The organism is Bradyrhizobium sp. (genome assembly GCF_049519115.1).
GTDB lineage: Bacteria > Pseudomonadota > Alphaproteobacteria > Rhizobiales > Xanthobacteraceae > Bradyrhizobium.
Window position 1 is genome coordinate 1 of record NZ_JBEKRB010000099.1, and the last position, 25061, is coordinate 25061.

Sequence of the window (25061 nt, forward strand, 5' to 3'; positions counted from 1 at the left end):
GAGAACGCAAAATTCGGTCAGCCCGAAGTCAAACTGGGACTTGTTCCAGGAGGCGGTGGAACGCAACGCCTGCCACGGATAGTCGGCAAGGGTCGCGCCCTGCAACTCATTCTCTCGGGCGAGATGATTACCGCTCAGGAGGCCTATCGCATCGGACTCGTCAACGAAGTCGTTCCGACCGCCGATCTCATCAATCGTGCCGAAACAATTCTCAAGCAGATCGCTTCCAACGCGCCGCTTGCCATCAAATTCGCGCTGGGTGCAGCGAACAAGGGAATGGAGATGAGCCAGAGCGAGGGCTTACTGCTTGAAGCGTCCTATTTCGGCCTCTGCGCCGCGACGGAAGACAAGCAGGAAGGCACATCGGCCTTCCTTGAAAAACGAATCCCGCAATTCCGCGGACGCTAGACGTCTCACCGCGACGCGCCGCCCGGCGACGGATCGTCGTGTATAGCGAGCATAGGAGATAAGAATGGCTGACGACAATATCTTTACTGGCTTGAAGGTCGTGGACTTGGCGAGCTTCATCGCGGGTCCGAGTGCCGCCGTGATTTTGTCCGATTTTGGCGCCGACGTCATCAAGGTCGAGCCGCCAGCGGGCGACCTTTGGAGAAGGGCGCATAAGATCCCGCCGCAACCGCAAACGAATGATGCCTATCCTTGGCACCTGGCTAATCGCAACAAGCGCGGCATGGCGCTCGATCTGAAATCGTCCAGCGCTCCGCAGGTTCTCGAACGGCTCGTCAAATGGACTGACGTGCTCATCGTCAATACACCGCACCCCGCGCGCAAGCGATTGAACCTCGAATATGACGATGTGGTGCGGTGGAACCCGCGGCTAATCTACGCGGACCTAACTGGTTTCGGGGAAAAAGGACCGGACGCCAATCTTCCAGGATTCGATATCACGTCGTATTGGGCGCGTAGCGGTCTGTTGTCGATGACGCGCGACCTTGGGGCGCCCCCGACCTGGCCTGTGGCGGGTAGCGGTGACAATGCGACCGCCGTCGGCTTGTATTCAGCGATCGTCACGGCACTGTATCGTCGCGAGCGTACTGGTAAAGGATCGTATGTCACGACATCTCTCCTCGCTGAAGGTGTCTGGGCCGCAAGCGTTTCGATCCAGGCCGCGCTGTGCGAGGCAAAGTTTTTCGGGCTGCACGATCGAAAGAATCCCGCAAATGCAGCGATGAATGTGTATCGGGCCTCCGATGAGACTTGGTTCGTTCTCATCGTCACATCAGACAAGTTGAGCGCGGTGGCGAAAGCGCTTGGCCGTGTGGATCTCCTGACGGATCCACGGTTTTCCGATCCGACGAAGCTGATGCAGAACATGCCGGAGCTGACCGCAATTCTCGACGAAATTTTCAGCGCGAAGCCTATGGCGCATTGGTACGAAGTATTCAGTGGCGTCCACGTCACTTTTGGCGCGGTCCGCGGGACCCAGGAAGTCATCAACGATCCGCAGTTGCGGCTTAATGACATCATCGTTCCGCTCGAAGGCGCGGGCGGCAAGCTGACCTCGACGATCAGTAGTCCCATTCAGGTGCATGGCGTCACTAAAGTAGCTGCAAGGGGCGCTCCGGAAATTGGAGAACACAATGAAGAGGTTCTCAAACAACTAGGATTCAGCATGGACGAAATCGACGGCTTGCACGCGACCGGCGCCGTGCCAAAATCACAGGGACGTATGCCCGCGGGGTGACGATCTCGAATGCGCGCTCTCTCGGAGAGAACTTGGTTATTAAGCAAGAGGAGAAAATATGACTGAGTTGCAGGCAACCAAATCAGAACGTGCTTCTGGCGGCAAAGCTGCGGTCGGCCGATTGTTTGTTCTCGAACTGAGCGGTGGCCGTATTCATACGATGAACACGGACGGCTCCGATCGCAAGACGATCGTGAGCGATTGCAGAAACTGCGATGGCATCGTGGTCGACGTTGAAGCGGGTCATATTTACTGGACCAACATGGGCGTTCCCAGCCTGAACGACGGTTCCGTCGAGCGCGCCGACATCGACGGAAAAAATCGCAAGGTCATCATTCCCGAAGGCGGCACATTCACGCCGAAGCAGATCCATCTCGATAAAAAAAACGGCAAGCTTTATTGGTGTGATCGCGAGGGAATGCGGGTTATGCGTGCCAATCTCGACGGTTCGAAAATTGAGACACTCGTTGAGACTGGCCGTGGTGACGCTGATCGCCACGACCAGACGAAATGGTGCGTTGGAATCACCATCGACCCGCAGCGCGAACAAATCTACTGGTCGCAAAAAGGTCCGGACAATGCCGGACTAGGCCGCATCTCCAGTACAAACACCGAAATACCAAGGGGTGAAACTGCGACCAATCGCACCGATATCGCAGTTTTGTTTGACGGTCTGCCGGAGCCGATTGATCTCGAGCTCGATGAAAGAAATCGCGTCTTATATTGGACCGATCGAGGAGACCCTCCTCGTGGCAATACCGTAAATCGCACACCGATCGATGTGAAGCCTAAGTCAGGGGACATGCCGGAGATTGTGCTGACGCATCTGATGGAGGGGATTGGCATTGCTCTGGATGTTCCAGGCAACCGGATGTTCGTAACCGATTTTGCGGGATCGATTTATTCCGCCAGGCTCGACGGGTCACAGTCACGAAACTTTCTCTACGCGCAGGGAAATCTCACCGGCATCGCATACGCCGAACTCTGAGTTCTGAAATCCGAAATCAAATCAAAGGAGCGCTTATCATGTCCAACAACAAGCCTATCAGCCGTGTCGCCGTTATTGGTACGGGCGTAGTCGGCGCAAGCTGGACGGCTCTGTTTCTGGCGAAGGGCCTGCAGGTTATGGCGACGGATGTAGCCCCCAATGCGGAGGCCTCGCTGAGGCGCTTCGTCGACGCGGCCTGGCCGGCTCTGAGAAGGTTGGGGTTCGCGCTTGGTGCGTCACAATCGAACCTGACGTTTACGGCTGACCTTTCGGCGGCGGTAAAGGGCGCAGACTTTATTCAGGAGAATGGGCCCGAGCGGATCGATTTCAAGAAGAAGCTCTATGGCCAACTCGACGAGCTGTCGCAACCAGACGTAATTATCGCATCGAGCTCGTCGGGCCTTACCATGAGCGAAATTCAAACGGGTTGTACGTCACATCCCGAGCGCTGTGTCATAGGACATCCCTTCCATCCACCCCACTTGATCCCACTAGTCGAGATCGTCGGTGGCGCAAAGACCTCGGAAGACGCGCTTCAGCGCGCGACGGAGTTCTATACGGCGATCGGGAAACGGCCAGTTCGCCTTCACAAGGAAGTACCCGGCCATGTCGCCAACCGTCTGCAGGCCGCTTTGGGGCGGGAGGTGTACCACCTTGTTTCCGAAGGCGTCGTCAGCGTCGCGGACGTAGACGCTGCGTTGAGTTGGGGGCCGGGCCTGCGTTGGGGCATCATGGGGCAAGTCCTTCTTAACCACCTCGGCGGCGGCCAAGGGGGCATCGAGCATTTTTTCCAGCAGTTCACGGGTCCGATGACAGCGTGGTGGAAGGTTCTCGGGTCGCCCGTATTGACACCCGAAGTCCAACAGATGCTCACCGACGGTGTCCACGCGGAGGTTGGATCTCGCTCCATTGATGAGTTGGAGGCAGAGCGAGACGAGGTACTGCTGGGACTTCTCGAACTTCGTGCCCAGGCAGAGAACAGGTCCGCGGGACGAAAATCAGCGGCTCGCGTCGGCTAGAAAGACTTGAGGTCTATCGAATGGTCGTTTCCGCAGCGGCGTCAATTTGGTCCTAGTCTAAGTCTCGTCGATGCAGACGATGGCTCGATCCGCTCGCGTCCGTTCGCCGCTCATCTCTGCTGGTCGGTTTCGAACAAAGTGAATCGTTTTAGGAAAGAGGAGCGACGGGTATGGTAGCAGAATCGACGACACACCATCGATGTGTGGCAAACGGCATCAAGTTCCACTATGCCGAGGCTGGTGAGGGGCCGCCGGTCGTCCTCCTGCATGGTTTTCCTGAAACCTCCTATGCTTGGCGATATCAGATCGAGGCGCTGAAGACGCGCTACCGGTTGATCGTGCCGGACCTCCGTGGGTACGGTGCGACCGATAAAGCGCCCACCGGCTACGACAAGCGCACTATGGCGAACGACATTCGGGCACTGATGTCGGAGCTCGGCATCGAGCGCGCGGCAATCGTCGCCCACGATCGCGGAGCCCGGGTCGGCCTGCGACTTGCCAAGGATCATCCCGATGTCGTTGCCCGCTTTGCGGCGCTGGATAACATTCCGACGCGCCTACTCTTTGGGATGATGAATGCCAAGGTCGCGCAGGCGAGTTGGTTCTTCTTGTTCCAGGGCGTCCGGGATTTGCCCGAAGCGCTCATCCAAGGTCGGGAAGAGCTCTGGCTGCGCTATATCCTGACCAGTTGGACCTATGACCCGGGAGCTCTCAGCGACGCCGACATCGCCGCCTATGTCCACGCCTATGCCCAACCGGGCGGGCTGCGCGGCGCATTCGAGGACTATCGGGCCTGGCGAGAGGACATCGCTCAGGATGAAGAAGACAAGGACGTCAAACTTCGCTGTCCGACCCTCGCTTTGTGGGGAGCCGAGTTCGAGGCGGCGAAAATGGTCGACATGGCCGAGATCTGGAGCGGCCTCGCCGAGGACCTCACCACGGCGCCGATTGCTTTGGCGGGACACCTCCCGCACGAGGAGCGGCCGGTAGAAGTCAACGTGGCGCTCGAGGCCTTTCTGGCCCCATGGAAGGGCTGATTGGCAGGCTCGTATTCGAATGAGCGGGCAGCCCTCTGATGGTTTTTATGCGCAAGACGAGGACGTAGCGCGCACCTGGCGCAGAGCAAATCAAATATCCGACTGGGAGCGTATCATGACCGAGACGGCTGCACATTTTATCGCTGCGACGCTAGAGAAGGTCGGCGTAAAGCGCATCTACGGCGTCGTCGGCGACTCGCTCAACGGCTTCACCGACGCATTGCGGGAGCGAGGCAAAATCGAATGGGTGCATGTCCGGCACGAGGAGACCGCGGCATTCGCAGCCGGCGCGGAGGCGCAACTGACCGGCGAACTGACTGTCTGCGCCGGGAGCTGCGGACCAGGAAATCTGCATCTGATCAACGGCCTGTTCGACTGCCACCGCAGCAGAGCGCCGGTCCTCGCGATAGCGGCGCACATCCCGAGCACCGAGATCGGCACCGATTATTTCCAGGCGACCCATCCGGAGATACTGTTCAAGGAATGCAGCCACTACGTCGAACTGGTCTCGAACCCGAGCCTCGTCCCCCAAATTCTGGAGCGCGCGATGCGCATCGCCATCGCGATGAAGGGCGTGGCCATCGTAGTTATTCCGGGGGACGTCGCGTTGAAACCCCTGAAGGCGTCGCTACCGGCCTGGATCGCGCCGGAACAACCCGACCTCCGTCCCAATCCTGACGAATTGCTGCGGCTCGCCGATATCCTCAACGGTGCCAGCCGCGTGACGATGCTATGTGGAGCCGGCTGTGCCGGCGCCCACGCGGAGGTGCTGGCGCTTGCCGGCAAGCTCAAGGCGCCGATCGTTCACGCTTTGCGGGGAAAGGAGCACATCGAATACGACAACCCCTACGACGTCGGCATGACGGGTTTTATCGGCTTCTCGTCCGGCTACGCTGCCATGAAGCAGTGCGATGTGCTCCTGATGCTGGGGACGGATTTTCCCTATCGGCAATTCTATCCGGAACATGCACGCATCGTTCAGGTCGACATCCGGCCCGAAGCATTGGGCAATCGATGCCAACTGACCCTCGGCCTGCTGGGCGATGTCCGGCAAACGCTGCTGGCGCTTGAGCCGCATCTCGTCGAGAAGACCGACAGCAGATACCTCGACAAAGCGGTGGCGCACTACAAAAAGGCCCGCCAGAGTCTTGACGCGCTTGCCGAGAGCGGTCCGAACAGCACGGTCATTCATCCGCAATATGTTACGCGATTGGTGAGCGAACTCGCGACCGACGACGCTGTTTTCACTTGTGACGTCGGCACGCCCACGGTCTGGGCAGCGCGATACCTCAAGATGAACGGACAGCGGCGGCTGCTCGGATCATTCAACCACGGTTCTATGGCCAATGCCTTGTTGCAGGCGATCGGTATCCAAGCTGCATTTCCGGAGCGGCAGGTTATCTCCCTCTCAGGCGATGGCGGCTTCAGTATGATGATGGGCGATTTCATAACGCTGACGCAGAACGGTCTACCGATAAAGGTCGTGGTGCTCAACAACGGCACCCTCGGCTTCGTCGAGATGGAAATGAAGGCGAACGGTTTCCTTGATACCGGATGCGATCTCAAGAACCCGAACTTTGCGGCCATGGCGGAAGCAATGGGCATCAAGGGTATTCGCGTCGAGCAACCGCAGAACCTCCGGGCAGCGCTGACGGAAGCGCTTGGGCATGACGGCCCTGCTCTTATCGATGTCGTCAGCGCCCGTCAGGAGTTGGTCATGCCACCCAAGCCAACGCTCGAGCAGGCTCACCACTTCGGACTGTTCATGATCAAGGCGGTCTTGAATGGTCGCGCCAACGAGCTCGTAGATCTCGCGAAAGTCAACCTAACACGATAACGGCGCGTGGTGAGCGCCTGGTGAGCACCAAGATCCGACAATGGTTTTTCAGCAAAAAGTCAGAGAGCTATGATGAGCAAGAGGTCGATTCGGTGGTTGATCGGAGTGGTTGTGATTGCCGCGTTTGGCACGATGCTTTGGCTTGCGACGAGGCCGCCGCCGCTGACGATCCAGGGAGAAGTTTCGGCAGATCGGGTCGATATCAGCCCACGGGTAGCTGCGCGGATCGTCACGTTGAAGGCGGACGTCGGCGACAGCGTAGAGCGCGGAGCGGTGCTGGCCGAACTCGACAGTCCGCAGTTGGTGGCCGCGCGGCTTGCGGCGTGGGCCGCCTTGGCGGTTGCCAAGGCCAATCTGGATCAAATCAATAGTATTCGTCCTGAAAATGTTGCGTCGCGCAAGGCTGACCTTGAATCTTCGAAGGCCGATGAGACGCTCAATCAGGAAACCTACGATCGGCAGACTCAGTTAGCCCGCACGGGCAACACGCCGCAGGCGAGCGTTGATAATGCTACCCGCAACCTGCAGATGGCTATCCGCAGACGCGAGTCCGCGGAGGCGGCACTGCAACTTACGATCGAGGGTGCCAGCAAAGAGGAGCGTGCGCTTGCGGCCGCGCAGGTGAAGCAGGCAGAAGCTACGTTGAGTCAACGTGACGTTGACGTGACCGAATTTGTCATTCGTTCCCCGATCACCGGCCAGGTCACGACACGGGTCGCCGCGCTCGGCGAGAATTTCAGCGCAGGAGCGCCGCTTTTCTCGATGATTGACATGGGTAACCTCTGGTTCACCTTCAATCTTCGAGAGGATTTGCTTGGAGGGTTGAAGATCGGCGACAAATTTGACGTCAAAGTGCCTGCCTTGAACTTCCAGATTGTTCCGGTTCGCGTCACCGTAATCAATGTGCAGGGGCAGTACGCCGCCTGGCGGGCGACGCGCGCTACCGGGGATTTCGACCTGCGGACCTTCGAGGTCCGTGCTTTGCCGTTGCAGCCGGTCGATGGCCTGCGTCCGGGCATGAGTGCAATCGTCTCATGGGCTGATCGAGGGCGCTGATATGTTGGTCCGCAGTCGCATTAGACCTGGCTTCTCGCTGGTTTTCTGGCGGGAAATCGACTGGCTTCGCCGCCGTCCCTTGCTGCTCGCTTTTATCACCATCGTGCCGATGGGCCTGATGGCAGTGCTCACCTTGATATTCAGCGCTGGTCTTGCGACACGGTTGCCGATTGCGGTTCTCGATCTCGACAGTTCCGATCTTTCCCGCTCGATCATACGGATGGTCGACGCGACCCCGGACACCGCCGTCTCAGTGCGGGTCGGCGAGTTGGCGGAGGGACGCGGGATGATTCTTTCCGGCAAGGTCCACGGGCTTTTGATGCTGCCCCGAAATCTCGAGCGGGACGTGTTCGCCGGTCGCCGGCCCGAAGTCGTATTCTTTTACAATACTCAGACGCTTACCATTGGCAATCTTACCTTGCGCGGGGTGAGCGCGGCGGTGCCGACCGCTGCTGCGGGTATTCGCCTGTCGCTGCGCACCGCCCAAGGTGAGCCGGTCGATGAAGCGCAGGCCGACCTTTCACCAATTCCGGTGCAGATCCACGCTTTGTTCAATCCAACACTGAACTATGTGTTTTTTCTGCTTGCCGCGATTCTACCGAGTGTGCTGCAAATCGTTATGGTGACGGCGTCGGCCTATTCGGTCGGAATAGACGTCGAAACACGCCACCGGTTGCGAATTCTCCGCCGGCTTGGCGGCGGACTGTGGCCTGCGATAGCGGGCAAGGTGCTTCCTTATACCATCGTGTTTCTGATGGTGCTCGATTTGTCGGATTCTGTGTTGTTCGGCATTCTTGAGTTACCTCTGCACGGCCGGGGCTGGCTGCTCGACATTGCTGGATTGTTTTTTATTCTGTCGTGCCAATTCCTCGGAGTTCTGCTTGCGCTGCTTCTCGAGCCGACGGCGAGCGCCATCAGCATCGGCACGTTGCTGACGTCGCCTGCCTTTGGCTTCATGGGAATTGGCTTCCCTCGTTTGGGTATGAATGCGTTCGCTTATGGCTTTGGCGCCATCCTGCCTGGTACCTGGTATCTGACGGCGCGGATTGATCAGACCATCCGGGGCACGCCGCTTGATCTTTCGTGGAAACCGATCCTCGTTTTGCTCACCTTTGTCGTCGGTCTCGCGGGACTTGTCGCGTTGCGGCTGGAGGTTATGCGCGCGCATGCCGCTCGTGAAGCCGCCGGCGCTCCGCCGACGCTTAAGGAAGCGCTCCCGTGAAAAACTTACTTACAGTCTTCAGAAATGAATTCCGGCGCATCTTCGCGTTGCGGCCGGTATTCTCCGTGCTGGTCGTTGGCTCTGCGTTCTATGCGGTATTTTATCCGCAGCCTTACCTCAATGAAGCCTTGCGCAACGTGCCGATTGCCATCGTCGACGGCGACGGTACGTCCGCCAGCCGCGAACTGGCGCGCCGGGTTGATGCGACATCCGATATCGCTGTGACGATGGTATTACCCGACATTGTCAGTGCAGAGCGCGAGGTTTTTGCGCGAAAGATCTTCGGCATTCTGGCGATCCCGAAGAATTTCGAACGCGACTTGCTGCATGGCCGCGCGTCGCCGATCGCGCTCTATGCGGACGCCAGCTATTTCCTGTTGTATCAGCGCGTTGCCGGTGGCGTCGCGGCGGTGGCGCAAACCCTGGGCGCGGAGATCGAAACCGCCCGCCTGATCGGCATCGGCGTCGATCCGGCTCTCGCCAGCGCCGCTCCCGACCCCATGCAATTGACAGCGGTGCCGCTGTTCAATCCTGAGGGGGGCTATGCAACGTATGTCTTACCGGGTGCTTTCATCCTAATCCTGCACCAGATTTTGCTTATAGCTGTCGGACTGCTCGGCACGTTGCCCGGGGCCGATCCGTCCGAGAATACGACAGATGATCCGCCGCCAGGCCCTCTTGCGACCATTGTGGGAAAGATGCTGGCCTACCTACTGGTCGAGGCGATCATCTTGCCAATTTATTTGATCGCACTGCCCTATCTTTATGGGCTGCCGCGGCTCGGCGGTGTCATCCCGATTCTCATCTTCGCCGTGCCGTTTGTCCTTTCCATCAGCGGACTAGGCCTTGTCGTTGCGGCGGTCTTTAAAAGCCCGCTGTCGGTTCAACTTGTCCTGGCAGCGATCGGACTACCGTTTTTCTACCTCGCTGGGTTTGCGTGGCCGACCGAAGTGATCCCACCCGCTGTCCATATGGCGTCATTGTTGGTGCCAAGCACCTCCGCGATTGATGGGTTCACGCGCCTCGCTCAACTCGGTGCTCCGCTCGCCGACGTACGAGGCGAGTTTCTGATGCTGTGGGGGTTGACGATATTTTACGGCGGTATCGCCTGGATACTGGAAGTCAGGAGGCGTCAACCGGACCGCCGAAACGCGAGAGGGGCGGGCCTTTTAGAGGTCTCATTCAGGGGTGACGTCTAATGCGCATCGCCATCGTAGGGGCCACTGGAATGCTTGGGCACCATACGGCCCTCGCTACGTCTCGCGCAGGACACGAGGTCATTGTTGTGTATCGCAATCCTCGCTCGCTAGAATCAATTCGGGACGTTCAGTGCGAAGCTAGACAGGCCGACCTGAATGACCGCGGCGCCCTGCGCAACGCCTTCACCGGTATCGACGCGGTGATCAACTGCGCCGGATACTATCCCACCATCCCTCGACCGTGGCGCGACGAAGTCCAAATTGCTAAGGCGCAGATGCAGAATTTTTACGACGCGTGCGCCGATCTGCCGCTGCGCAAGATCGTCTACCTCGGGGCGGCGATTGCGTTACCGCATGATTCGAACGGCAGACCAGGCAACGAGGAGCTTCGCTATCGCGAACAGCCCAACAAAAAAAGTCCCTACCTGCAAGTGAAATGGGCCTTGGACGAGCAGGCCTTGGCCATGGCACAGCAGGGACTGCCGATAACGATCGGCATCCCGACCATGACATTTGGTGAATTCGATCCTGGAAACACGACTGGCCGCCTCATTATCGAGTTGGCGAACAGATCGCTACCGGGCTACGTCAACGGCCGCCGCAACGTGATCTACGCGGGTGACGCTGGACGGGGGCTAGTTCGTGTGTGCGAGGCTGGGCGCGCCAGCGAGCGTTATCTGCTGGCAGGCGAAAATATGACTATGGAAGAGTTGATGGGCAAAGTAGCCGTCGCTGTTGGCGCACCGATGCCCAAGGCCATACCGTTAAACGTGGCTAGGCTGGTGTCCGCATGGCAGACTTTCCGATTCAAGCTAGGTGGTCCGGAGCCCCAAGTGAGCGACAGCGCAATCGCCGTGATGTCATCGGGCCAATTTATCAACGGAGAGAAGGCGCGGCAACAACTCGGATTTTATCCAGAAGTATCGATCGATAAAGCAATTGCCCGCGCGCTCGACTGGTTCCGAGGTAAGGGTTTAGTAAAGACCAGAGCGGCGGCTTAGCAAGAGGGAGAGACGGTAACATCGAATGGTGGATGTCGAACGATGAAATTCAGCGCGCGGAAACAATCGAAAATATCCAGGGACGTGAGTACCGAAACGAACGCATTGATGGATTCGGCCCATTCGCTGGCGCTGGGTGATCGCGTCCGAATGAGCGCGTGGGGGCGAACGCGCCATCCCAAATATGGTGACCGCCATGGATTTATCGTTGGGCGAGGATCCCCAAGCAGTTGGCGGATCAAATTTGATGAACGACGCTGCATCCAAACTATTCACCATGAGTATTTGGAGAAGGTGCGTTGATTCCGATGGTGTCTTCGTTCTCCTTGTATGCTGCTGCTGGAGCCTTTGCAGAAACCTCTCCTGCTGACCCGTGGCGAACGGCTCCGCAACCACGATGAGCTAACGATGCTCACTCTAACAAGTGCTCATTCCTTGGGATGAGGCTCCGCACTACCTCATCCGTGATCGCGACCGGGTTTATGGCAGCGTCGTCACGCGCAGATTGCGCACCATGGGCATCCGCGACAAGCCTACCGCTCTGGTCTCGCCTTGGCAGAATGGCTTTGCCGAACGGCTGTTCGGATTGATCCGGCGTGAGTGTGTGGATCACATCATTGTCTTCGGCGTGATGCATTTGCGCCGGGTCCTGAAATCCTACGCCGACTATTATAATTGCGTCAGAACGCATCGATCCTTGAACAGGGATGCGCTAGTCACTCGAAAAATTCAGCGAACCGGAAGCATCAAATCACACGCCATCCTTGCCGGACTTCACCAACACTACGCCCGAGCTTAAGTTTCCGGTACACGCTGGTCTGTGCAGCACCGCCGGAATCGCTTCGGTTATCCGCGGCGCTCACAGAAAAAGGTTCTTTGCCTCGCATAATTTACCGTTCGTATTCGAAACAAAGCCAGCAAATCATGGAAGATAAATTGCTCCTAGCGCTGTCATGTGTCGAAGCGCGGAGCGTCGTCAGATATCAAAATTAGATAGCCTCGCGACCAAGTCTGCGTAGTGCAGGAGCTTTTGCCATGGACGCCAATTTCTCACTTTCCTCCCGCATCGTAGCGGCGATCTCCATTCTCGGCTTGTGCTTGTTGTGCGCACCGCCTTCAGCGCAATCGGCAGAATTGTCCTCACTCGCAGGAGCTTGGACAGGCGCAGGCACCATCGCCCTCTCGGACGGATCGATCGAGCGGCTGCGGTGCCGCGCGACCTACCGAGTTGATAATTCAGAGACGGGACTGCAGCAAAGCCTGCGATGTGCGAGCGACAGCTATAAATTCGATCTCAGCAGTGACCTTGTTAGCCAAGGCGGCCGGATATCCGGAACATGGAGCGAGTCGAGCCGCGGAATTAGCGGAAACCTGGAAGGTCGGGTGGGCGGAGGCCGTATAACTGCTTCCGTCGAGGGCGCTGGGTTTTCAGCAAATATCAGGGTGACGACGGTTGGCCAGAACCAATCGGTCTCCATTGTTTCCCAAGGCGACATCCGGCAAGTGTCAATCTCAATGGTTCGGCGCTGAAGGTCAATGACGGGAGAAATCAGCCGGCCGGACACCCTAAGAGCGTGTTCCGTAAACGAGGCTATTGGTTGCTCTCTCGGATAATGCGCGCTCACCAAGAAGTAGCGTGTCTGCGAGCAGAGTATCGTAGAGAGTGCATGCGCACGATGCGTATAGTAATTGTGGTCGTGCCTTCTCTCCTGTTGCTGCGCGCGACAGCTACGCTCAGCGCGTCGCAGTGTGATCAAACGTCCACAGCCGTCGCGTCTCACCTTCGACTCGCGGGGGCGTCGCAGAGCAGTACGGACCATGTGGCTAACGTAGAGAATTGCCGCGCCTACTTCAAACAATTCGTCGAGGCAGTGACAGCCCGCCAAGCTGCGGCAACCTGCCAGGACGGCGTGGGGCGTCAACGTGCTCTCGAAAATCTCGATGTAGAAATTCAGTTATTTAACGACCGCATCGCAGAACAGTCTTGTGGGCAATAACGCCGAGCTGGTTTCAGTCATAGCTGTAGAGGTTTCATTACTTCGATTCACTCGGACTTCCCACCACTCAGGCTCGAGAGATGAAGCCGGCGCGGATACGAATATGCGCGCCGCATACTTTTTCTTTTGCAACTCGGCGCGCACCGAATGTTCGGTTGCCGATCCAGATGCGGTATCGTGGCCGAATGAGTTAACTCAACGCCCTGAAGATCACGATCGTCTCATTCGACGGCTGTATGACAATCGGGCGTGTTCGGCCAACGCACTCTCAAAGAGCAAGCTCGTCGACAGCTTTGTTCGCATTTGGCACGGCGCTGGGAGCCAGCGGCGGGATGTTCATCCCCTCGGCTCGAACGGTCTGCACATCTACGATGCCGATGAAACCCAGGATTTGACGGAGGTAGGGTTCAACGAAATCCCAGGAGCGCCATGGGCCTTCCGTGAAGACGCCGCCCGAGGCCAGAACCAGGATGGCTTTCTTGTTCTTTGCCAGACCGACGACTCCGTCACCAGCGTACTGGAAGGTTTTGCCCGGCCGCACAACCAGGTCGATCCAGGCTTTGAGGGCGGAAGGAATGCCGAAATTCCACATCGGCGTTGCGATCACCAGAAGATCGGATTCCAGAAGTTCGTCGGTCAGTTCATCTGACTGGTGGGCCGCCTCCTTCAACCTCTTCGCCTCGGCCGGGTCCTGTGTCGAGATTGCCCGGAGCGTGACACCGTCTAGATGGGACAGATGCTCGGCGGCCAGGTCGCGGCGTATGAGCTTTGCTGATGGATAGAGGTCGGTGAGCCGTGCGGCGAGAGTGTCGGCGACCGATCGGCTCGCCGAGTCCTTCCCCCTCGGGCTTACTTCGAGCATAAGGATTTGCTTCATGTCATTGTCTCTCATTTTCGGGATGCTGATGTTTTAGCGAGCGTGCGCCGTCAATGCGTTCCAGGCTGCGAGAGAGTCCATGTAGTCTCTCCAGTGAACGACTTTCTGGTTTTCAATCTTGATGATCGAGCAGAAGCGATTGTTGTACTTCACGTCGGTCGCGAGGATGGTCCCATGGACTTCATACTCGATGACCACGACGCGACCGTCGTCCGTCTTGTGTGCAATCAGCTTGTCGGCGGATTGAAGCTCGATATTGTCGCAATAGCCCCTGAACTGAGCCATCAGATCGGGGCGCCCTCGGATAACGCGAGGCCAACCGGAGATGTCGTAGAGAACCTCGTAGACGACGTCGTCAGTGACGATGTCGAAGAAGTGCTCGCCATCAACGACGTCGCCCAGCGCCCTTCGAACCAGATTGAAGTAGGGGGCGGCGGACTTATAGGCGGCGTATTTCGGATTCGGCATTCTGGACTCTCCTTGCCATCACAGCGGTGCTTACTGTATGAGAGTTACACATATAGCGGAAGCTGGTCTCAAAAAAGAAGGCACTTTGAAATCAGTAGCTAACACCGAGGTAAGTTATGAAAAAGCCGAGCAAAGCCGGCCAACTAGACCCCGCAGCGATCTGCAGAAGCTCCGACCCGATGGCAGTGCGGGAGCTGCTGACGAAAATCGGCGACAAGTGGACGATCTTCCTCGTCCTCTCGCTCGATCTCCTCGGCGGTCGAGCTCGATTTTCCGCACTTGAGCGCGCGATTCCTGGGATCTCCCAGCGGATGCTGTCTACAACCCTGAAGAATCTCGAACGGGACGGGCTGGTTATCCGGGAGCTATTTCCCGAAGTGCCGCCCCGCGTCGAGTACGAGATCACACGCCTGGGACAGAGCTTGCTGCGCCCGACGCAAGGGCTGTTTGATTGGGCGAAGGAAAATTGGGAGCAGGTCAGGGAAGCGCAATCCAAATACGATGTGAGATAACGCCTGGCGCGCGGCCATTTGGGCGACGATATACATCGGCGCATCCGGTGTTCTGGATCGACCGCTTTCATCCGCATTCCGTCAAACAGCATACCGCCTTCGGTGCCAAAAGCCGAACGGAGGTCGACGCCTTTTACGCCGCCGCCCTGAAGGCATGCGGAATCGACAACGGGGGGCCGGGACTGCGCAAGCAATACGGACACGGCTACTATGCCGCATTCGTGCTCGATCCAGACGGCAACAATATTGAGGCGGTCTATCGAATGCATTGAGCGACTCTGCCCGGTCCACCCAGGCCGCGTTAGAAGGGGCTCCAGGACAGGAAAAAGCGACCATGGATCGGGCTGAGCCGAAGAAGCGGAAAAAACAAAAGGAGGAGCCTGCGGCGCCCCGCGTCGGCCGCGTCGGTGTACATGAGGCCGCAAAATATCGACGAGATGAAGGACTTTGCGATCTACGAGCGCCGTCCGGTTTCCAGCATCGTCGAGGAGTTGGTTGAAGCATTTTTAAGCCGCCAGAGGAAGACGACGAAATCAGAGGCCGCGCCTGTCGAGCGAGGGGACCGCCGCCAAGTGCTGGTTTACATGTCGCGGGAAAATATCAGGGAGCTAAAGCGCGTCGCGTTGGTCGGCGGACGCCCTGCCTACATCATCATCGAAGAGTTGGTCGAGGCATGGCACTTTAGGTTGGACAATGAGTTGCGGTTCAGCGCGAGTTCTGGCGGACCTCGTTTCGGGTCGGAAGCCTGAGATCGAAACCAAAGACCTTGGGCTAAGCCGCTATCGATAGTCCCGCAACGCGCCCATAGACAGCGCAGCCCTGAGCTTTTGGCTAAATCAGAGCCTCACTCCGACCCGTTCGATATTTTCCGCCACGATCTGAGCCGTTGCTGCCGAAAGTGTCCAGCCAAGATGCCCATGCCCGGTGTTGTAGAAAACGCCCGGTCTCCGTCCGGGTCGGACGACCGGCATCATGTTCGGCATCATGGGTCGCAGACCAGCCCAGGGGACGACACCGGAGGTCGCAACGGCTGGAAAATTGTGACGAACCCAATCGACAAGCGGCTGAATGCGGTCGGCGCGTATATCACGGTTCAAGCCATTAAACTCAGCGGTGCCGGCGACACGAAAGCGCTGGCTGCCGAGCCTGCTGGTTACGATTTTCGCAGCTTCATCCAATAGGCTTACCGTCGGTGCGGCCTGTTGGCTTTTGTCGTCGTCGAGGCCCACGGTGATCGAATATCCCTTCACCGGATAGACGTTGATCCTGTCGCCAAGCATTGATGCGAATTGACGGCTTGCGACGCCGGCGCAGATGACAACGCCGTCGGCTTCGAGAGTATGCGAGGATGCGGACCCTTGGTTTTCAATGGCGCTCCAGGAAATGCGAATCCCGTCTAGCTCGGCATCAATCCGCTCGACGAGCGCGTCGCCAATGAAGGACGCACCACGCCGCTTGCAAGCTTCGGCGAGCCCGCGTGAGAACTTGTGGATGTCGCCAGTCGCGTCCGACGGGGTGAAGAAGCCACCATAGTAACTTCTTGTGAGGGCCGGTTCGATGTTTCGGATCTCCTCGGGCGTCACGGGATGACGGTCAAGGCCGCCTTCGCACAGGAGCCTGTTGACCGCCGAACCGGCGTCGAAGCTCGTCTTGTTATGGTAGATGTGGAGAATGCCGCGACGTTCGAGATCGAAGTCGATGCCCTCGCGCTGAGCGACGTCGAGCAAGTATTTGCGTGCGTCGATGGCGAGCCGTACGGTCTCCACGGTATTGGCACGATAGTGTCTGATGTTCCCGAGAAACTCAGCAAGCCATGAATATTTATGCCAGCTTAGCTTGGGATTGAGAAGAAGCGGCGCATCGGGCCGAAACAACCAGCGCAAGCCCTTGAGGACGGTCGTCCAATTGTTCCACACCTCCGCGTTGCTCGCGGAAAGCTGGCCGCCATTGGCGAATGAGGTCTCCATGGCAGCATAGCGGTGTCGATCCAGGACTGTAACGTTGTAGCCTCGCTCCAAAAGAGCATAAGCGGTCGTCACACCGGTAATTCCGGCGCCGATGATAGCGATATGTCGTGACATGGTCTCTCCAGCTCCCATACAGATGAGTTGCCTCCTCACCGGCGAAGCCGGTGGAAAGCGCCCCATCTGTCACGGTACCTGAGAGCTCAAATCCGCCCGCGTCGTGTATCGGGCGAATATCCCCTTCGGTGGACGCCTTTCGACGTCTCTCTCCAGATCATCCCCGCGCTGCGGTCCTTTTGCCTGAGAGTTTCCGGGGCGGTTGCTCCGTCGGCGCCGAAGTCGAGTACGTTGCCTCGCCTCGATCTCTCCCACAGCGTGATGTGGATGTAACGCGCTGGTAGGACAAGCTGAAGAGAAACGCAAGACCGACAGTGAGCCGATTTCAAAGCTTACTTTTTGGTGTGTTGCTTACGTTGCTGTTCGTAGCAGTCAGTCAACGACGCGCTTGGGACTCAACACACGGCGCAGGAGCGTGCGACTTCCACGAACCGCTGTAGCGCTGGAGAATTATTGTCGGAGCGCCAGACCAACTCGAGTGGAAGCTGGATATCAAGATCGCTGACTTGCAGGAATACCACGCTGTCAGGTGCGTTCACACGTGCTACTTCCGGCAAAATGGTGCATCCCAATCCGGCCGCAACGAGGCTTAAGAGTAAGCTATTGTCCTTGCCCTCCTGCGTGACGCGCGGCGTGAAACCGGCCTTGCGGAAGCAGTAGATCAGTCGGTCATGATAATCGGGCGTGGCGCTTCGTGGAAACCAGATAAATTCCGCGTCGTTTAGCTCGCTTAGCCGCTTGGGAGGTTCACTTGCCAGCTTGGAGTCGCGGGGAACGGCCAGCAAGAGAGGCTCCAGATGGACTGTAGTGCTTGCGAGGGATTCATCGCCTGCTGGAGGGAAGAAAAGAAAGCCGGCATCGAGTTCACCCGAACGGATGCCCTCGATCTGCGGGCCGGACAGCGTCTGCCGCAGAGATATCGACACGCCGGGCTCGCTCGCACGAAATAACCGCATGATCTGCGAGAAGGTCGGCAAGAGAGCATGCTGGACAGTGACGGCAATGGACAGCGAACCTAGCTGACCGTTGCTTGCTCGCACGGCGCGCTCCTTGGCAGCAGCAGCCTCATCGAGAATTCGAATGGCATCGGTGAGGAATTGCCGGCCTCCCACGGTTAGATCGATCCCGCGCGCCCGCCTTTCGACCAGCACGATCCCCAAATCCTTCTCCAGGTCCTGAATCTGCTTGGTGAGGGCAGGCTGCGCGATACGAAGTGCTCGCGCAGCCTGGCTGATGCCCCCATGCTGGGCGACAGCCACGAAGTATCTCAAGTGACGCAGCTCCATCGCCATACACCAAAATTATGGGTCGGATCGGAAAATGGTATTTTCCCACTCTAGTGTCAACGTGCAATGGATTGTCGCGAGATGGCGCTGTTCTTTGCCTTCATGCGTTCTCGAATTCACCTTGGCCTTGGCCTTCGGACTGGCGTCGTCAGCAGGATTTATGCCGAATACAGATCGCGCATTTGGGGATATGGACGAACTGCGCGCGATCCGACGTGATCTGCACGCTCATCCTGAACTAGGATTCGAAGAGCATCGAACAGCCGGCGTAATCGTGGACGAGCTCTCCAGGCTCGGAATTCCTCATCATAAGGGCGTCGGACGCACTGGCGTCGTTGGGGTGATCAAGGGGCGCTCCAATGGTGGAGGACGATCCGTCGGCCTACGCGCAGATATGGATGCGTTGCCGCTACTGGAGTTGACAGGGCTTCCGTACCGATCTCGCTTCGAAGGGTGCATGCATGCGTGTGGACACGACGGCCACGTCACTATGCTGCTCGCGGCGGCGCGCCACCTACAGCGGACACGCGAGTTCGACGGCACCGTCTTCCTGATCTTTCAACCGGGCGAGGAGGGGTGCGGAGGCGGCCTGGCAATGGTCGAGGATGGGCTCTTCGAGCGCTTTCCTGCCGCGAAAGTCTTCGCGCTCCACAATTGGCCCGGACTGCCGCAGGGTGTGGTGTCCATCCCCAGTGGTCCGGTAATGGCAGCGGCTGACCGCATCCGCATCCGCATCCGCGGTCAAGGCGGACATGGCGGCGTTGCTCCTCATCGAACCATCGATCCGGTGCTGGTCGCCGGTCACGTGATTGTCGCCACTCATAGCATCGTGAGCCGCAATATCGATCCGCTCGATGCGGCGGCGATCAGTCTCTGCGCCGTGCAGGGCGGGGATACCGAGCGAGGATTCGCCGTCATTCCCGAAGAGGTTCTGCTTGTCGGCACCGCCCGCTCGCTGCGTCCGGAAGTTCAAGACCTGATTGAGCGTCGCCTGCGGGACAGCATCAGTAGCACTGCGGCCAGTTTCGGCGCGACCGCGACGATCGAGTACGACCGCGTTTTGCCGATGACCGTCAACTCTGCGGAGGAGGCGCGGTTCGCCGCTGAGGTTTCCGCCGAACTGTTGGGGGAAGACAAGGTTATCGCCCAGCCTCGTCCCAGCCTTGGCGGCGAGGACTTCGCCTACATGCTCCAACGTCGCCCCGGCGCCTACATTCATTTGGGCAGCGGTGGGGATGTCGGGCTGCACAGTCCAAAGTTCGACTTCAATGACGAGCTCATCCCGATTGGGGGCGCGCTTTTAACGCGCCTGGCGGAGCGGGCGCTTCCGTTGAGCTAGTACCGCCGGCGCTGGCATTAGAATTTTCTGGCCGAAAAAGCTCCATCGCAGAAAAGAGCGGGCCTCATCCAGGAGGAGAGAACTATGCAGAACCTTCAACGGACGCCAAGTGGCGCCCCTCGCGCTAGTCAGGTGGCGGCAGCCGTAATTGGCAACGCGCTGGAATGGTACGACTTCATTGTCTACGGCTTCCTGACCATCGTCATATCCCGCCTCTTCTTTCCGGCCGCAAACGAATACAGCTCCCTACTGCTGACGACCGCAACATTCGGCGTCAGCTTTTTTATGCGCCCGGTCGGGGGAGTGCTCATTGGAGCATACGCCGACAAGAGGGGACGTAAGGCCGCCTTGCAACTCATTATCGGCCTGATGACGGTATCGATCGCGATGATCGCATTCGCGCCCACTTATGCAGCGATCGGAATCGGTGGCCCCGTGATCATCGTCGCGGCTAGAATGTTACAGGGCTTCGCGACGGGCGGCGAATTCGCCAGCTCAACGGCGTTCTTGGTCGAGAGCGCGCCTGCGGACAGCAGAGGTCTGTATGGCTCCTGGCAGATGTTCGGTCAGGGTCTTGCAGTGCTTGGCGGCTCCGTCGTGGGCGCGTTGATCACAAAGGGCTTGTCGCCCGAAGCTCTCGATGCGTGGGGATGGCGCGTACCCTTCCTGTTCGGTCTGCTGATAGGCCCGGTGGGTATGTGGATCCGTCGCCATCTAGATGAAGGCAAGGACTTCGTTGACGCACAGCATGATGCAAAGGTTAAGCGCTCCCTGGGCTCGGCGCTAAACGACCAGCGTCGAGCTGTTCTGGTCAGCATGTGTCTGACCATATGTGCAACGGTGTCCTTCTACGTTGTACTGGTTTACATGCCAACGTTCGCGAATAGACAACTGGGTCTCCCGCTGGACTCTGCCTTCACGGCGCAAATGATTGGCGTTGCGTGTCTCACGCTGCTGGTGCCGCTCTTCGGGGCCTTGTCGGACCGAATCGGGAGGAAGCCGATTTTGATCGGCTCCGTCACGATATACTTGATGCTGCTCTATCCCCTGTTCACCTGGGTGGTCGCGAATCCGAGCCTTGTTAATCTGATCTCGATGCAAGTGGTGCTGTGCAGTTTGCTTGGCGCGTTCTTCGGACCCTTTTCAACGGCCGTCGCGGAACAGTTTCCTTCTGGCATCCGGTCAACTGGCATGTCCGTAGGCTACAACATCGCGGTGATGCTGTTTGGCGGCTTCGCGCAATTCATCGTCACTTGGCTCATCAAAGTAACTTCATCGCCTGTGGCTCCAGTTTTCTATGTGATCTTCGGCGCCGCCGCCGGTCTCCTGGGAGCCATCTTCCTCGTTGATCCCGTCCTCGCGCAACGTCGTGCGGATGAGGGACTTCATCATCTGAAGAAGGTGGAAGGCTGAAAGAGGCAGTCCGATTTGGGGTCGTTCGGATCCGGCAACCAGCATAGCTGAAGGCCGCCTTGGGCCGCAGTCACCGTGACCTCTTAAGGCGCCCGCGCTCCAGCCTCGGTGGGCCGATCTAGGGAGCCGGGGCTGCGGCAGCCAAAGGCGAGGGCACCCCGGCGTCCTCAACCACCACACGCTGTGTCGGACGTGTTGGCCAACTCACAGAAACTTTCGAGGCGTGCGATGAACCAGCACATTCTCCATCGCGCGCTGAACGTAGTCCGTGAAGGTCGCGACGAGATATGGCTGACCTAGAAGTAAGCTACGCACTTTTCCGTTCGTACTTGTTAGCGGATTTCTTTCATTCGAGGCTCGCCATCTAGCCATCCAATGATTCGACCTTGTCCTCTCAGGAGTTCTCCGTTGCGGTGCTTTAGGTCGGGATAATCAGTGGCGGGTGCGCTTGGGGTCGACCCTGGACCGCCGTGGTTTCTTCGGATCGAACTGGGCCAGGATGGCCTCGACGGCGGCGCCGCTGAGAAAGCGCTTGGCAACAAGCTCAGCGGCGACCGCGGCGATGGCTTCGCGGTTCTTGCGCACGAAAGCTTCGGCGCGGGCCTGCAATTCCTGAAGATGCTTCTCCACCGTTGCACGCAGCCGCCGGTCGCGGCGGACCTCGCGCAACGCCTCCTGCTCGTCGCCGCGATACACAAGTTGACCGCCGAGTCCGTTGGACATGTAAAGGGATGCGATTTTCGCGGTCGAGCGTGCCAAATCGGAGCCGTCGAAACCGCCGGAGCCGTCTGATTCCGCACCGATCAGCACACGCTCTCCGCACCGGCCAGCCAGAATGCCGATGACCATATTTTCGATGGCGACCGCGGTCAGGTAATCACCGCGGTCGTAGGAGATCGCGGTGCGTCCAGACTCGATTGCGTTCGACTGCACCCGACAGTAGGCGACGCGGCCGGTTCCGGTCGCATGCGCGACCACCGCATGCGACGATTCGTGGATCGCCATCCGGTGAAGTGCGGCCGGCGGAATCACTTCCGGCGGCATGATTGCCGTGATCGGGTCATCCTCGATCATCGTGCGGCCGGCCTGGCGCGCAGTGCGGCGTGCATTTCGGACGACCAGCATGATGTCCGCGCCGGTTGATCCGAGGAGCATCGTCGCGAAGCCGGTGAGATCGACGCCGGGCAAATTTCCATCGAGATGAAAATTCAGGATGTTCGCGATGCCCGCTGCGTCTGGACGCTGGATCTGGATGGCGACTTCCAGCCTCCCCGGGCGCAGGATGGCAGCGTCGATCGCTTCTATCCGATTTGTTGCGCCGATCACGCAGATTCCTTCACGCTGGCTGACGGCGGAATCCAGTAAAAGCATGAAATCTTCAATTACGGGCATCCACCAGTCCGCGCCTCTCGGAGAAATCGTGGCGCGGTTAGGCAAGCCATCGAGTTCATCCCAAAACAGAATGCAGGGGCTCAAGGCTACGGCTCGCGCGAACACTGCGCGCTGCGCCTTGATGACGGAGTCGAGGTACCCCGCTGAACCAGCAAAAAGCTCGGCTACCGAACTGATGACGATCGGAACCCGACACGCGGTGGCCAAAATTTTTGCGAGCGTTGACTTGCCGAGACCAGGTTCCTTGGAGTGAATCACAGCGCCGCGGCTCACGTCGGCCCATTTGATTTTTTTTGCGCGGTAGTCGGCGAAATCCTTGGCCAACGCCAAGCCGAAGGTCCTGGCGGCGCCATACTCGATGGCGTCTTCGAGCCTCGGCAGCCGCTCCGCGCTGCTGACGTTGTTCCGTAGCCGGGAGGCGCTTTGCAGTCGCTGCAGGACGTCGGAAGGGCGCGAGCCTTTGCGCATGACGGCAACCAGGTCATCGAGTTCAAGCCCAGCGACCAGGGAATCGTCGATCTTGTCCGGCACGCCCCGGCTATAGCAGCGCCGCATCGCGTCGCGGACCACTTTGCCGTTCGGCGCCGCCAGCTTGACGTTGTAATCGGCTGTCGCAACCAGGGTAGAGGGCAACGTCGTGTCGGGATTGACGGCGATGCCAACTACGCGCCGGCCCTGCGAGAGCGCGGAGGAAACCTCGTCGTTGCCTACAGTGGGCGTGTCTCGCGTCCTGTTGCTTCCGTCGCGTGCGATGATAAGCAGCTTTTCATCGAGCTCGCGCAGATATTTTTGAAGTGGTCCGATCCAGCCGATCGACGGAACCTGGATGACGAAAGCGGCAGCCTTCGGCGCGGTGAGCTCGCGGCGCATGCCAGCAGACGACGCCGCCGTCAGGGCGGCCGCGACGATCGCGAATCGAGGCGAAAAGTCCTTCGATTTCCGTGGTTTTTTTATAATCGGCGAATCTCCAGTGGAACCGCTTTTGGCGGCGAGGCTATCGATTTGGTTTGAGATGCGTTCGACCGCCGCCTTGAACACCGGGCTCTTCTCGGCGTCCGTAATAAAAGTTTCCGGTATGCCGTGCGCGATGGACACGCGGCGCCACGACTGTGATATTGCCCGCAATTGCTCGTCGGTCCGGCTCATACTCGCGACCTCGCGATGGTGGCGGGTCCCAGTGCCTGGCTCACAAGATCGAGCTCGATCAGGTTCGCGCAAGCCAAGGCCATGATCGCCGGGATAGGGTCCCGATCGCTCCGCACGGCGTCGAGCAGGTTACCGAGCATCATCGGACCGTCATCGGACAGGACCTGCAGGATATGCATCCGCATGCTGATGCCGACCGGGTGTAATCGGTAAGACCAGGCCAGTCTCGAATTGGCGAATCTGGGTTCTTTCTGAATATCGGCGGCGGTCAAGACGATCGACGGCAGACCGAGTTCTTCAAGCGCGATGAGCGCCAAACCGTCATACTCGACGTCGCGCAGCGGCCGCGCCGGCACCACATCGAGCAGATAGCGGCCGTCGTCGCGTTCGAGGACGATAGCGTTGAGATCTATCGATGTCGCGCCGACCCGCGCCGCCGCAATAAACTCGATCGACCTGACCACGGGATCAAGCGACGCCTGGATAAGTGCATCTCGAAGATGCGCACATCTTGTCGGGATCGCGGTGCAAGTTTTTGCGGATATGAACAATTGGGTGCTGTCTTGAGCAAGGCGTGATGAAAGCATGGATCAACTCGACCGGAGATCTTGTGAAGGACGGGGTTTGCCGCTTCGGTCGGGATCGTGGAGTTGTCAGTGTCGCTCATGCTTGGCTCCTTTCAGTCGTCTCAATTCAGTGGTCGAACGAGTCAGATCTCGATGACGAAGTTCGGGTCGAACTGGGCGTTGTCCCAGGTCGTTCCGCGTCCCCAGGGGCCGTAGCCCTTCTGGTTGGTCACCATGCGCACGTCCGCCACCATGCGTTCGCCCGCCACCACGCGTTCGCCCGTCACCATGCGGTCGTAGGTCTCGTGGGTGTGCCCGTGAATCGCGAGGTCCACGCCCATGGCAAGCAAGTCGCTGCAGTCGGAAGTATATGCGGCCGAGGAAATATCCTGCCAATGCCGGCAACACGGTCTTGGTACACGCGGTTGTCCGTCGACACCTTGAAGCAGAATATCGCGAGACACGTGCGGCGGAGTCCGCCGCCGGGTTGCGTCCGCCTGAGATTGGCGCTGCGCGCCTGCAATGTCCGTTTGGTACCTTGGCCGGGGCTGATAAAAGCAATTCTCGACGGTAGATTGGAGGTGTTCGCCTTCAAATGCGACGAAGAGTCCAATACCAAGTCTCTCGATAATCGACTTAGTGTCCGCGAGACCTCCCATCTCTCGTCGCTACTGGAAGAAGAGGTCTCTGGTGAGCCGAGGGCGTCGGTCGACTGGATCGGCAACATAACTAAAGCTGGTTTCGTTTTCGGAAGAGTAGCGCGATGACTCCGTGGCCTTGACCTGGACAGCGATCATGCGGGCCAGCGGCTTGCCGTTGTCCATCACTTCCGCAATTCCATCGACGCCCGCTTCTAGTCGGGAGCGACCGTCGAATTGGAAACCGACGTTGAGGAAACGGAGACGCACAGCGGCTTCGCC

General features: G+C 58.7%; 24 protein-coding genes, 1 pseudogene and 2 riboswitches. Of the genes and pseudogenes, 17 read left to right on the top strand and 8 right to left on the bottom strand.

What is annotated here, in order from left to right; genetic code table 11:
- From ABSE61_RS34125 to ABSE61_RS34180, 12 genes are all read left to right on the top strand, one after another.
- Nucleotides 1-408: enoyl-CoA hydratase/isomerase family protein (locus ABSE61_RS34125; RefSeq protein WP_423875586.1), on the top strand; the 408-nt coding region annotated here is incomplete at its 5' end.
- A 64-nt stretch (nucleotides 409-472) separates the two neighbouring features.
- Nucleotides 473-1705: a CaiB/BaiF CoA transferase family protein gene (locus tag ABSE61_RS34130; protein ID WP_423875587.1), complete on the top strand. Its 1233-nt coding sequence runs from the start codon at nucleotides 473-475 to the stop codon at nucleotides 1703-1705.
- A 58-nt stretch (nucleotides 1706-1763) separates the two neighbouring features.
- The gene (locus ABSE61_RS34135) at nucleotides 1764-2693 is read left to right on the top strand and encodes a DUF5050 domain-containing protein (protein ID WP_423875588.1); all 930 of its coding nucleotides are present in this window, start codon (nucleotides 1764-1766) and stop codon (nucleotides 2691-2693) included.
- A gap of 38 nt (nucleotides 2694-2731) precedes the next feature.
- Nucleotides 2732-3712, top strand: coding sequence for a 3-hydroxyacyl-CoA dehydrogenase NAD-binding domain-containing protein (locus tag ABSE61_RS34140; protein WP_423875589.1), 981 nt, complete (start codon nucleotides 2732-2734; stop codon nucleotides 3710-3712).
- 170 nt (nucleotides 3713-3882) lie between these two features.
- Complete coding sequence (locus tag ABSE61_RS34145; RefSeq protein WP_423875590.1) at nucleotides 3883-4749, top strand: alpha/beta fold hydrolase; 867 nt, start codon at nucleotides 3883-3885, stop codon at nucleotides 4747-4749.
- Between the two features lie 112 nt (nucleotides 4750-4861).
- On the top strand, nucleotides 4862-6586 hold the full coding sequence (gene poxB, locus ABSE61_RS34150) for a ubiquinone-dependent pyruvate dehydrogenase (protein ID WP_423875609.1): 1725 nt from the start codon (nucleotides 4862-4864) through the stop codon (nucleotides 6584-6586).
- Nucleotides 6587-6718: 132 nt separating this feature from the next.
- A complete protein-coding gene (locus tag ABSE61_RS34155; RefSeq protein WP_423875610.1) occupies nucleotides 6719-7642 on the top strand; it encodes an HlyD family secretion protein in 924 nt (307 codons plus the stop codon).
- Nucleotide 7643: 1 nt separating this feature from the next.
- On the top strand, nucleotides 7644-8864 hold the full coding sequence (locus ABSE61_RS34160; protein WP_423875591.1) for an ABC transporter permease: 1221 nt from the start codon (nucleotides 7644-7646) through the stop codon (nucleotides 8862-8864).
- Entirely contained in the window at nucleotides 8861-10063 is a 1203-nt protein-coding gene (locus ABSE61_RS34165) for an ABC transporter permease (RefSeq protein ID WP_423875592.1), read from the top strand. Before ABSE61_RS34160 ends, ABSE61_RS34165 begins: the two co-directional genes overlap by 4 nt.
- A complete protein-coding gene (locus ABSE61_RS34170; RefSeq protein WP_423875593.1) occupies nucleotides 10063-11064 on the top strand; it encodes an NAD-dependent epimerase/dehydratase family protein in 1002 nt (333 codons plus the stop codon). Before ABSE61_RS34165 ends, ABSE61_RS34170 begins: the two co-directional genes overlap by 1 nt.
- 514 nt (nucleotides 11065-11578) lie before the next feature.
- Nucleotides 11579-11863, top strand: a complete 285-nt coding sequence (locus tag ABSE61_RS34175; RefSeq protein WP_423875594.1) for an integrase core domain-containing protein — start codon at nucleotides 11579-11581, stop codon at nucleotides 11861-11863.
- Between the two features lie 236 nt (nucleotides 11864-12099).
- Nucleotides 12100-12594 (top strand): hypothetical protein, encoded by a 495-nt coding sequence (locus ABSE61_RS34180; RefSeq protein ID WP_423875595.1) that lies wholly within the window; start codon nucleotides 12100-12102, stop codon nucleotides 12592-12594.
- Nucleotides 12595-13329: 735 nt separating this feature from the next.
- Here the strand turns inward: ABSE61_RS34180 and ABSE61_RS34185 are convergent.
- Together ABSE61_RS34185 and ABSE61_RS34190 are read right to left on the bottom strand one after the other, a co-directional pair.
- Nucleotides 13330-13938 carry an FMN-dependent NADH-azoreductase gene (locus tag ABSE61_RS34185; protein ID WP_423875596.1) on the bottom strand — a complete coding sequence of 203 codons (609 nt, stop codon included), beginning with the start codon at nucleotides 13936-13938 and terminating at the stop codon, nucleotides 13330-13332.
- Nucleotides 13939-13971: 33 nt separating this feature from the next.
- Nucleotides 13972-14406, bottom strand: a complete 435-nt coding sequence (locus ABSE61_RS34190) for a nuclear transport factor 2 family protein (protein ID WP_423875597.1) — start codon at nucleotides 14404-14406, stop codon at nucleotides 13972-13974.
- A gap of 116 nt (nucleotides 14407-14522) precedes the next feature.
- Here ABSE61_RS34190 and ABSE61_RS34195 point away from each other — a divergent pair, with 116 nt between their 5' ends.
- The 3 genes and pseudogenes from ABSE61_RS34195 to ABSE61_RS37155 all read left to right on the top strand — a co-directional run.
- A complete protein-coding gene (locus ABSE61_RS34195) occupies nucleotides 14523-14918 on the top strand; it encodes a winged helix-turn-helix transcriptional regulator (protein ID WP_423875598.1) in 396 nt (131 codons plus the stop codon).
- Nucleotides 14919-14965: 47 nt separating this feature from the next.
- Complete coding sequence (locus ABSE61_RS34200; RefSeq protein WP_423875599.1) at nucleotides 14966-15190, top strand: VOC family protein; 225 nt, start codon at nucleotides 14966-14968, stop codon at nucleotides 15188-15190.
- Nucleotides 15191-15590: 400 nt separating this feature from the next.
- A pseudogene (locus tag ABSE61_RS37155) lies at nucleotides 15591-15707 on the top strand (FAD-dependent oxidoreductase); the annotation flags it as partial.
- Between the two features lie 47 nt (nucleotides 15708-15754).
- On the opposite strand, the gene ABSE61_RS34210 reads toward ABSE61_RS37155, so the two are convergent.
- Both ABSE61_RS34210 and ABSE61_RS34215 read right to left on the bottom strand, forming a co-directional pair.
- Nucleotides 15755-16999 carry a D-amino acid dehydrogenase gene (locus ABSE61_RS34210; protein ID WP_423875601.1) on the bottom strand — a complete coding sequence of 415 codons (1245 nt, stop codon included), beginning with the start codon at nucleotides 16997-16999 and terminating at the stop codon, nucleotides 15755-15757.
- Nucleotides 17000-17063: 64 nt separating this feature from the next.
- Nucleotides 17064-17157, bottom strand: a riboswitch (glycine riboswitch).
- 3 nt (nucleotides 17158-17160) lie between these two features.
- Nucleotides 17161-17263: riboswitch (glycine riboswitch) on the bottom strand.
- A 131-nt stretch (nucleotides 17264-17394) separates the two neighbouring features.
- The gene (locus ABSE61_RS34215) at nucleotides 17395-18285 is read right to left on the bottom strand and encodes a LysR family transcriptional regulator (RefSeq protein WP_423875602.1); all 891 of its coding nucleotides are present in this window, start codon (nucleotides 18283-18285) and stop codon (nucleotides 17395-17397) included.
- A gap of 190 nt (nucleotides 18286-18475) precedes the next feature.
- On the opposite strand from ABSE61_RS34215, the gene ABSE61_RS34220 reads away from it, so the two are divergent.
- Nucleotides 18476-19624 carry a M20 aminoacylase family protein gene (locus ABSE61_RS34220; RefSeq protein ID WP_423875603.1) on the top strand — a complete coding sequence of 383 codons (1149 nt, stop codon included), beginning with the start codon at nucleotides 18476-18478 and terminating at the stop codon, nucleotides 19622-19624.
- An 84-nt stretch (nucleotides 19625-19708) separates the two neighbouring features.
- Nucleotides 19709-21037, top strand: a complete 1329-nt coding sequence (locus tag ABSE61_RS34225) for an MFS transporter (RefSeq protein WP_423875604.1) — start codon at nucleotides 19709-19711, stop codon at nucleotides 21035-21037.
- Nucleotides 21038-21469: 432 nt separating this feature from the next.
- Here the strand turns inward: ABSE61_RS34225 and ABSE61_RS34230 are convergent, their stop codons facing one another.
- From ABSE61_RS34230 to ABSE61_RS34245, 4 genes are all read right to left on the bottom strand, one after another.
- Nucleotides 21470-23575, bottom strand: coding sequence for an AAA family ATPase (locus ABSE61_RS34230; protein ID WP_423875605.1), 2106 nt, complete (start codon nucleotides 23573-23575; stop codon nucleotides 21470-21472).
- Nucleotides 23572-24039: a hypothetical protein gene (locus tag ABSE61_RS34235; protein WP_423875606.1), complete on the bottom strand. Its 468-nt coding sequence runs from the start codon at nucleotides 24037-24039 to the stop codon at nucleotides 23572-23574. Before ABSE61_RS34235 ends, ABSE61_RS34230 begins: the two co-directional genes overlap by 4 nt.
- A 245-nt stretch (nucleotides 24040-24284) precedes the next feature.
- Nucleotides 24285-24482, bottom strand: coding sequence for a hypothetical protein (locus tag ABSE61_RS34240; protein WP_423875607.1), 198 nt, complete (start codon nucleotides 24480-24482; stop codon nucleotides 24285-24287).
- A 327-nt stretch (nucleotides 24483-24809) separates the two neighbouring features.
- On the bottom strand, nucleotides 24810-25061 hold a 252-nt coding region (locus tag ABSE61_RS34245; RefSeq protein ID WP_423875608.1), incomplete at its 5' end, for a DUF4365 domain-containing protein.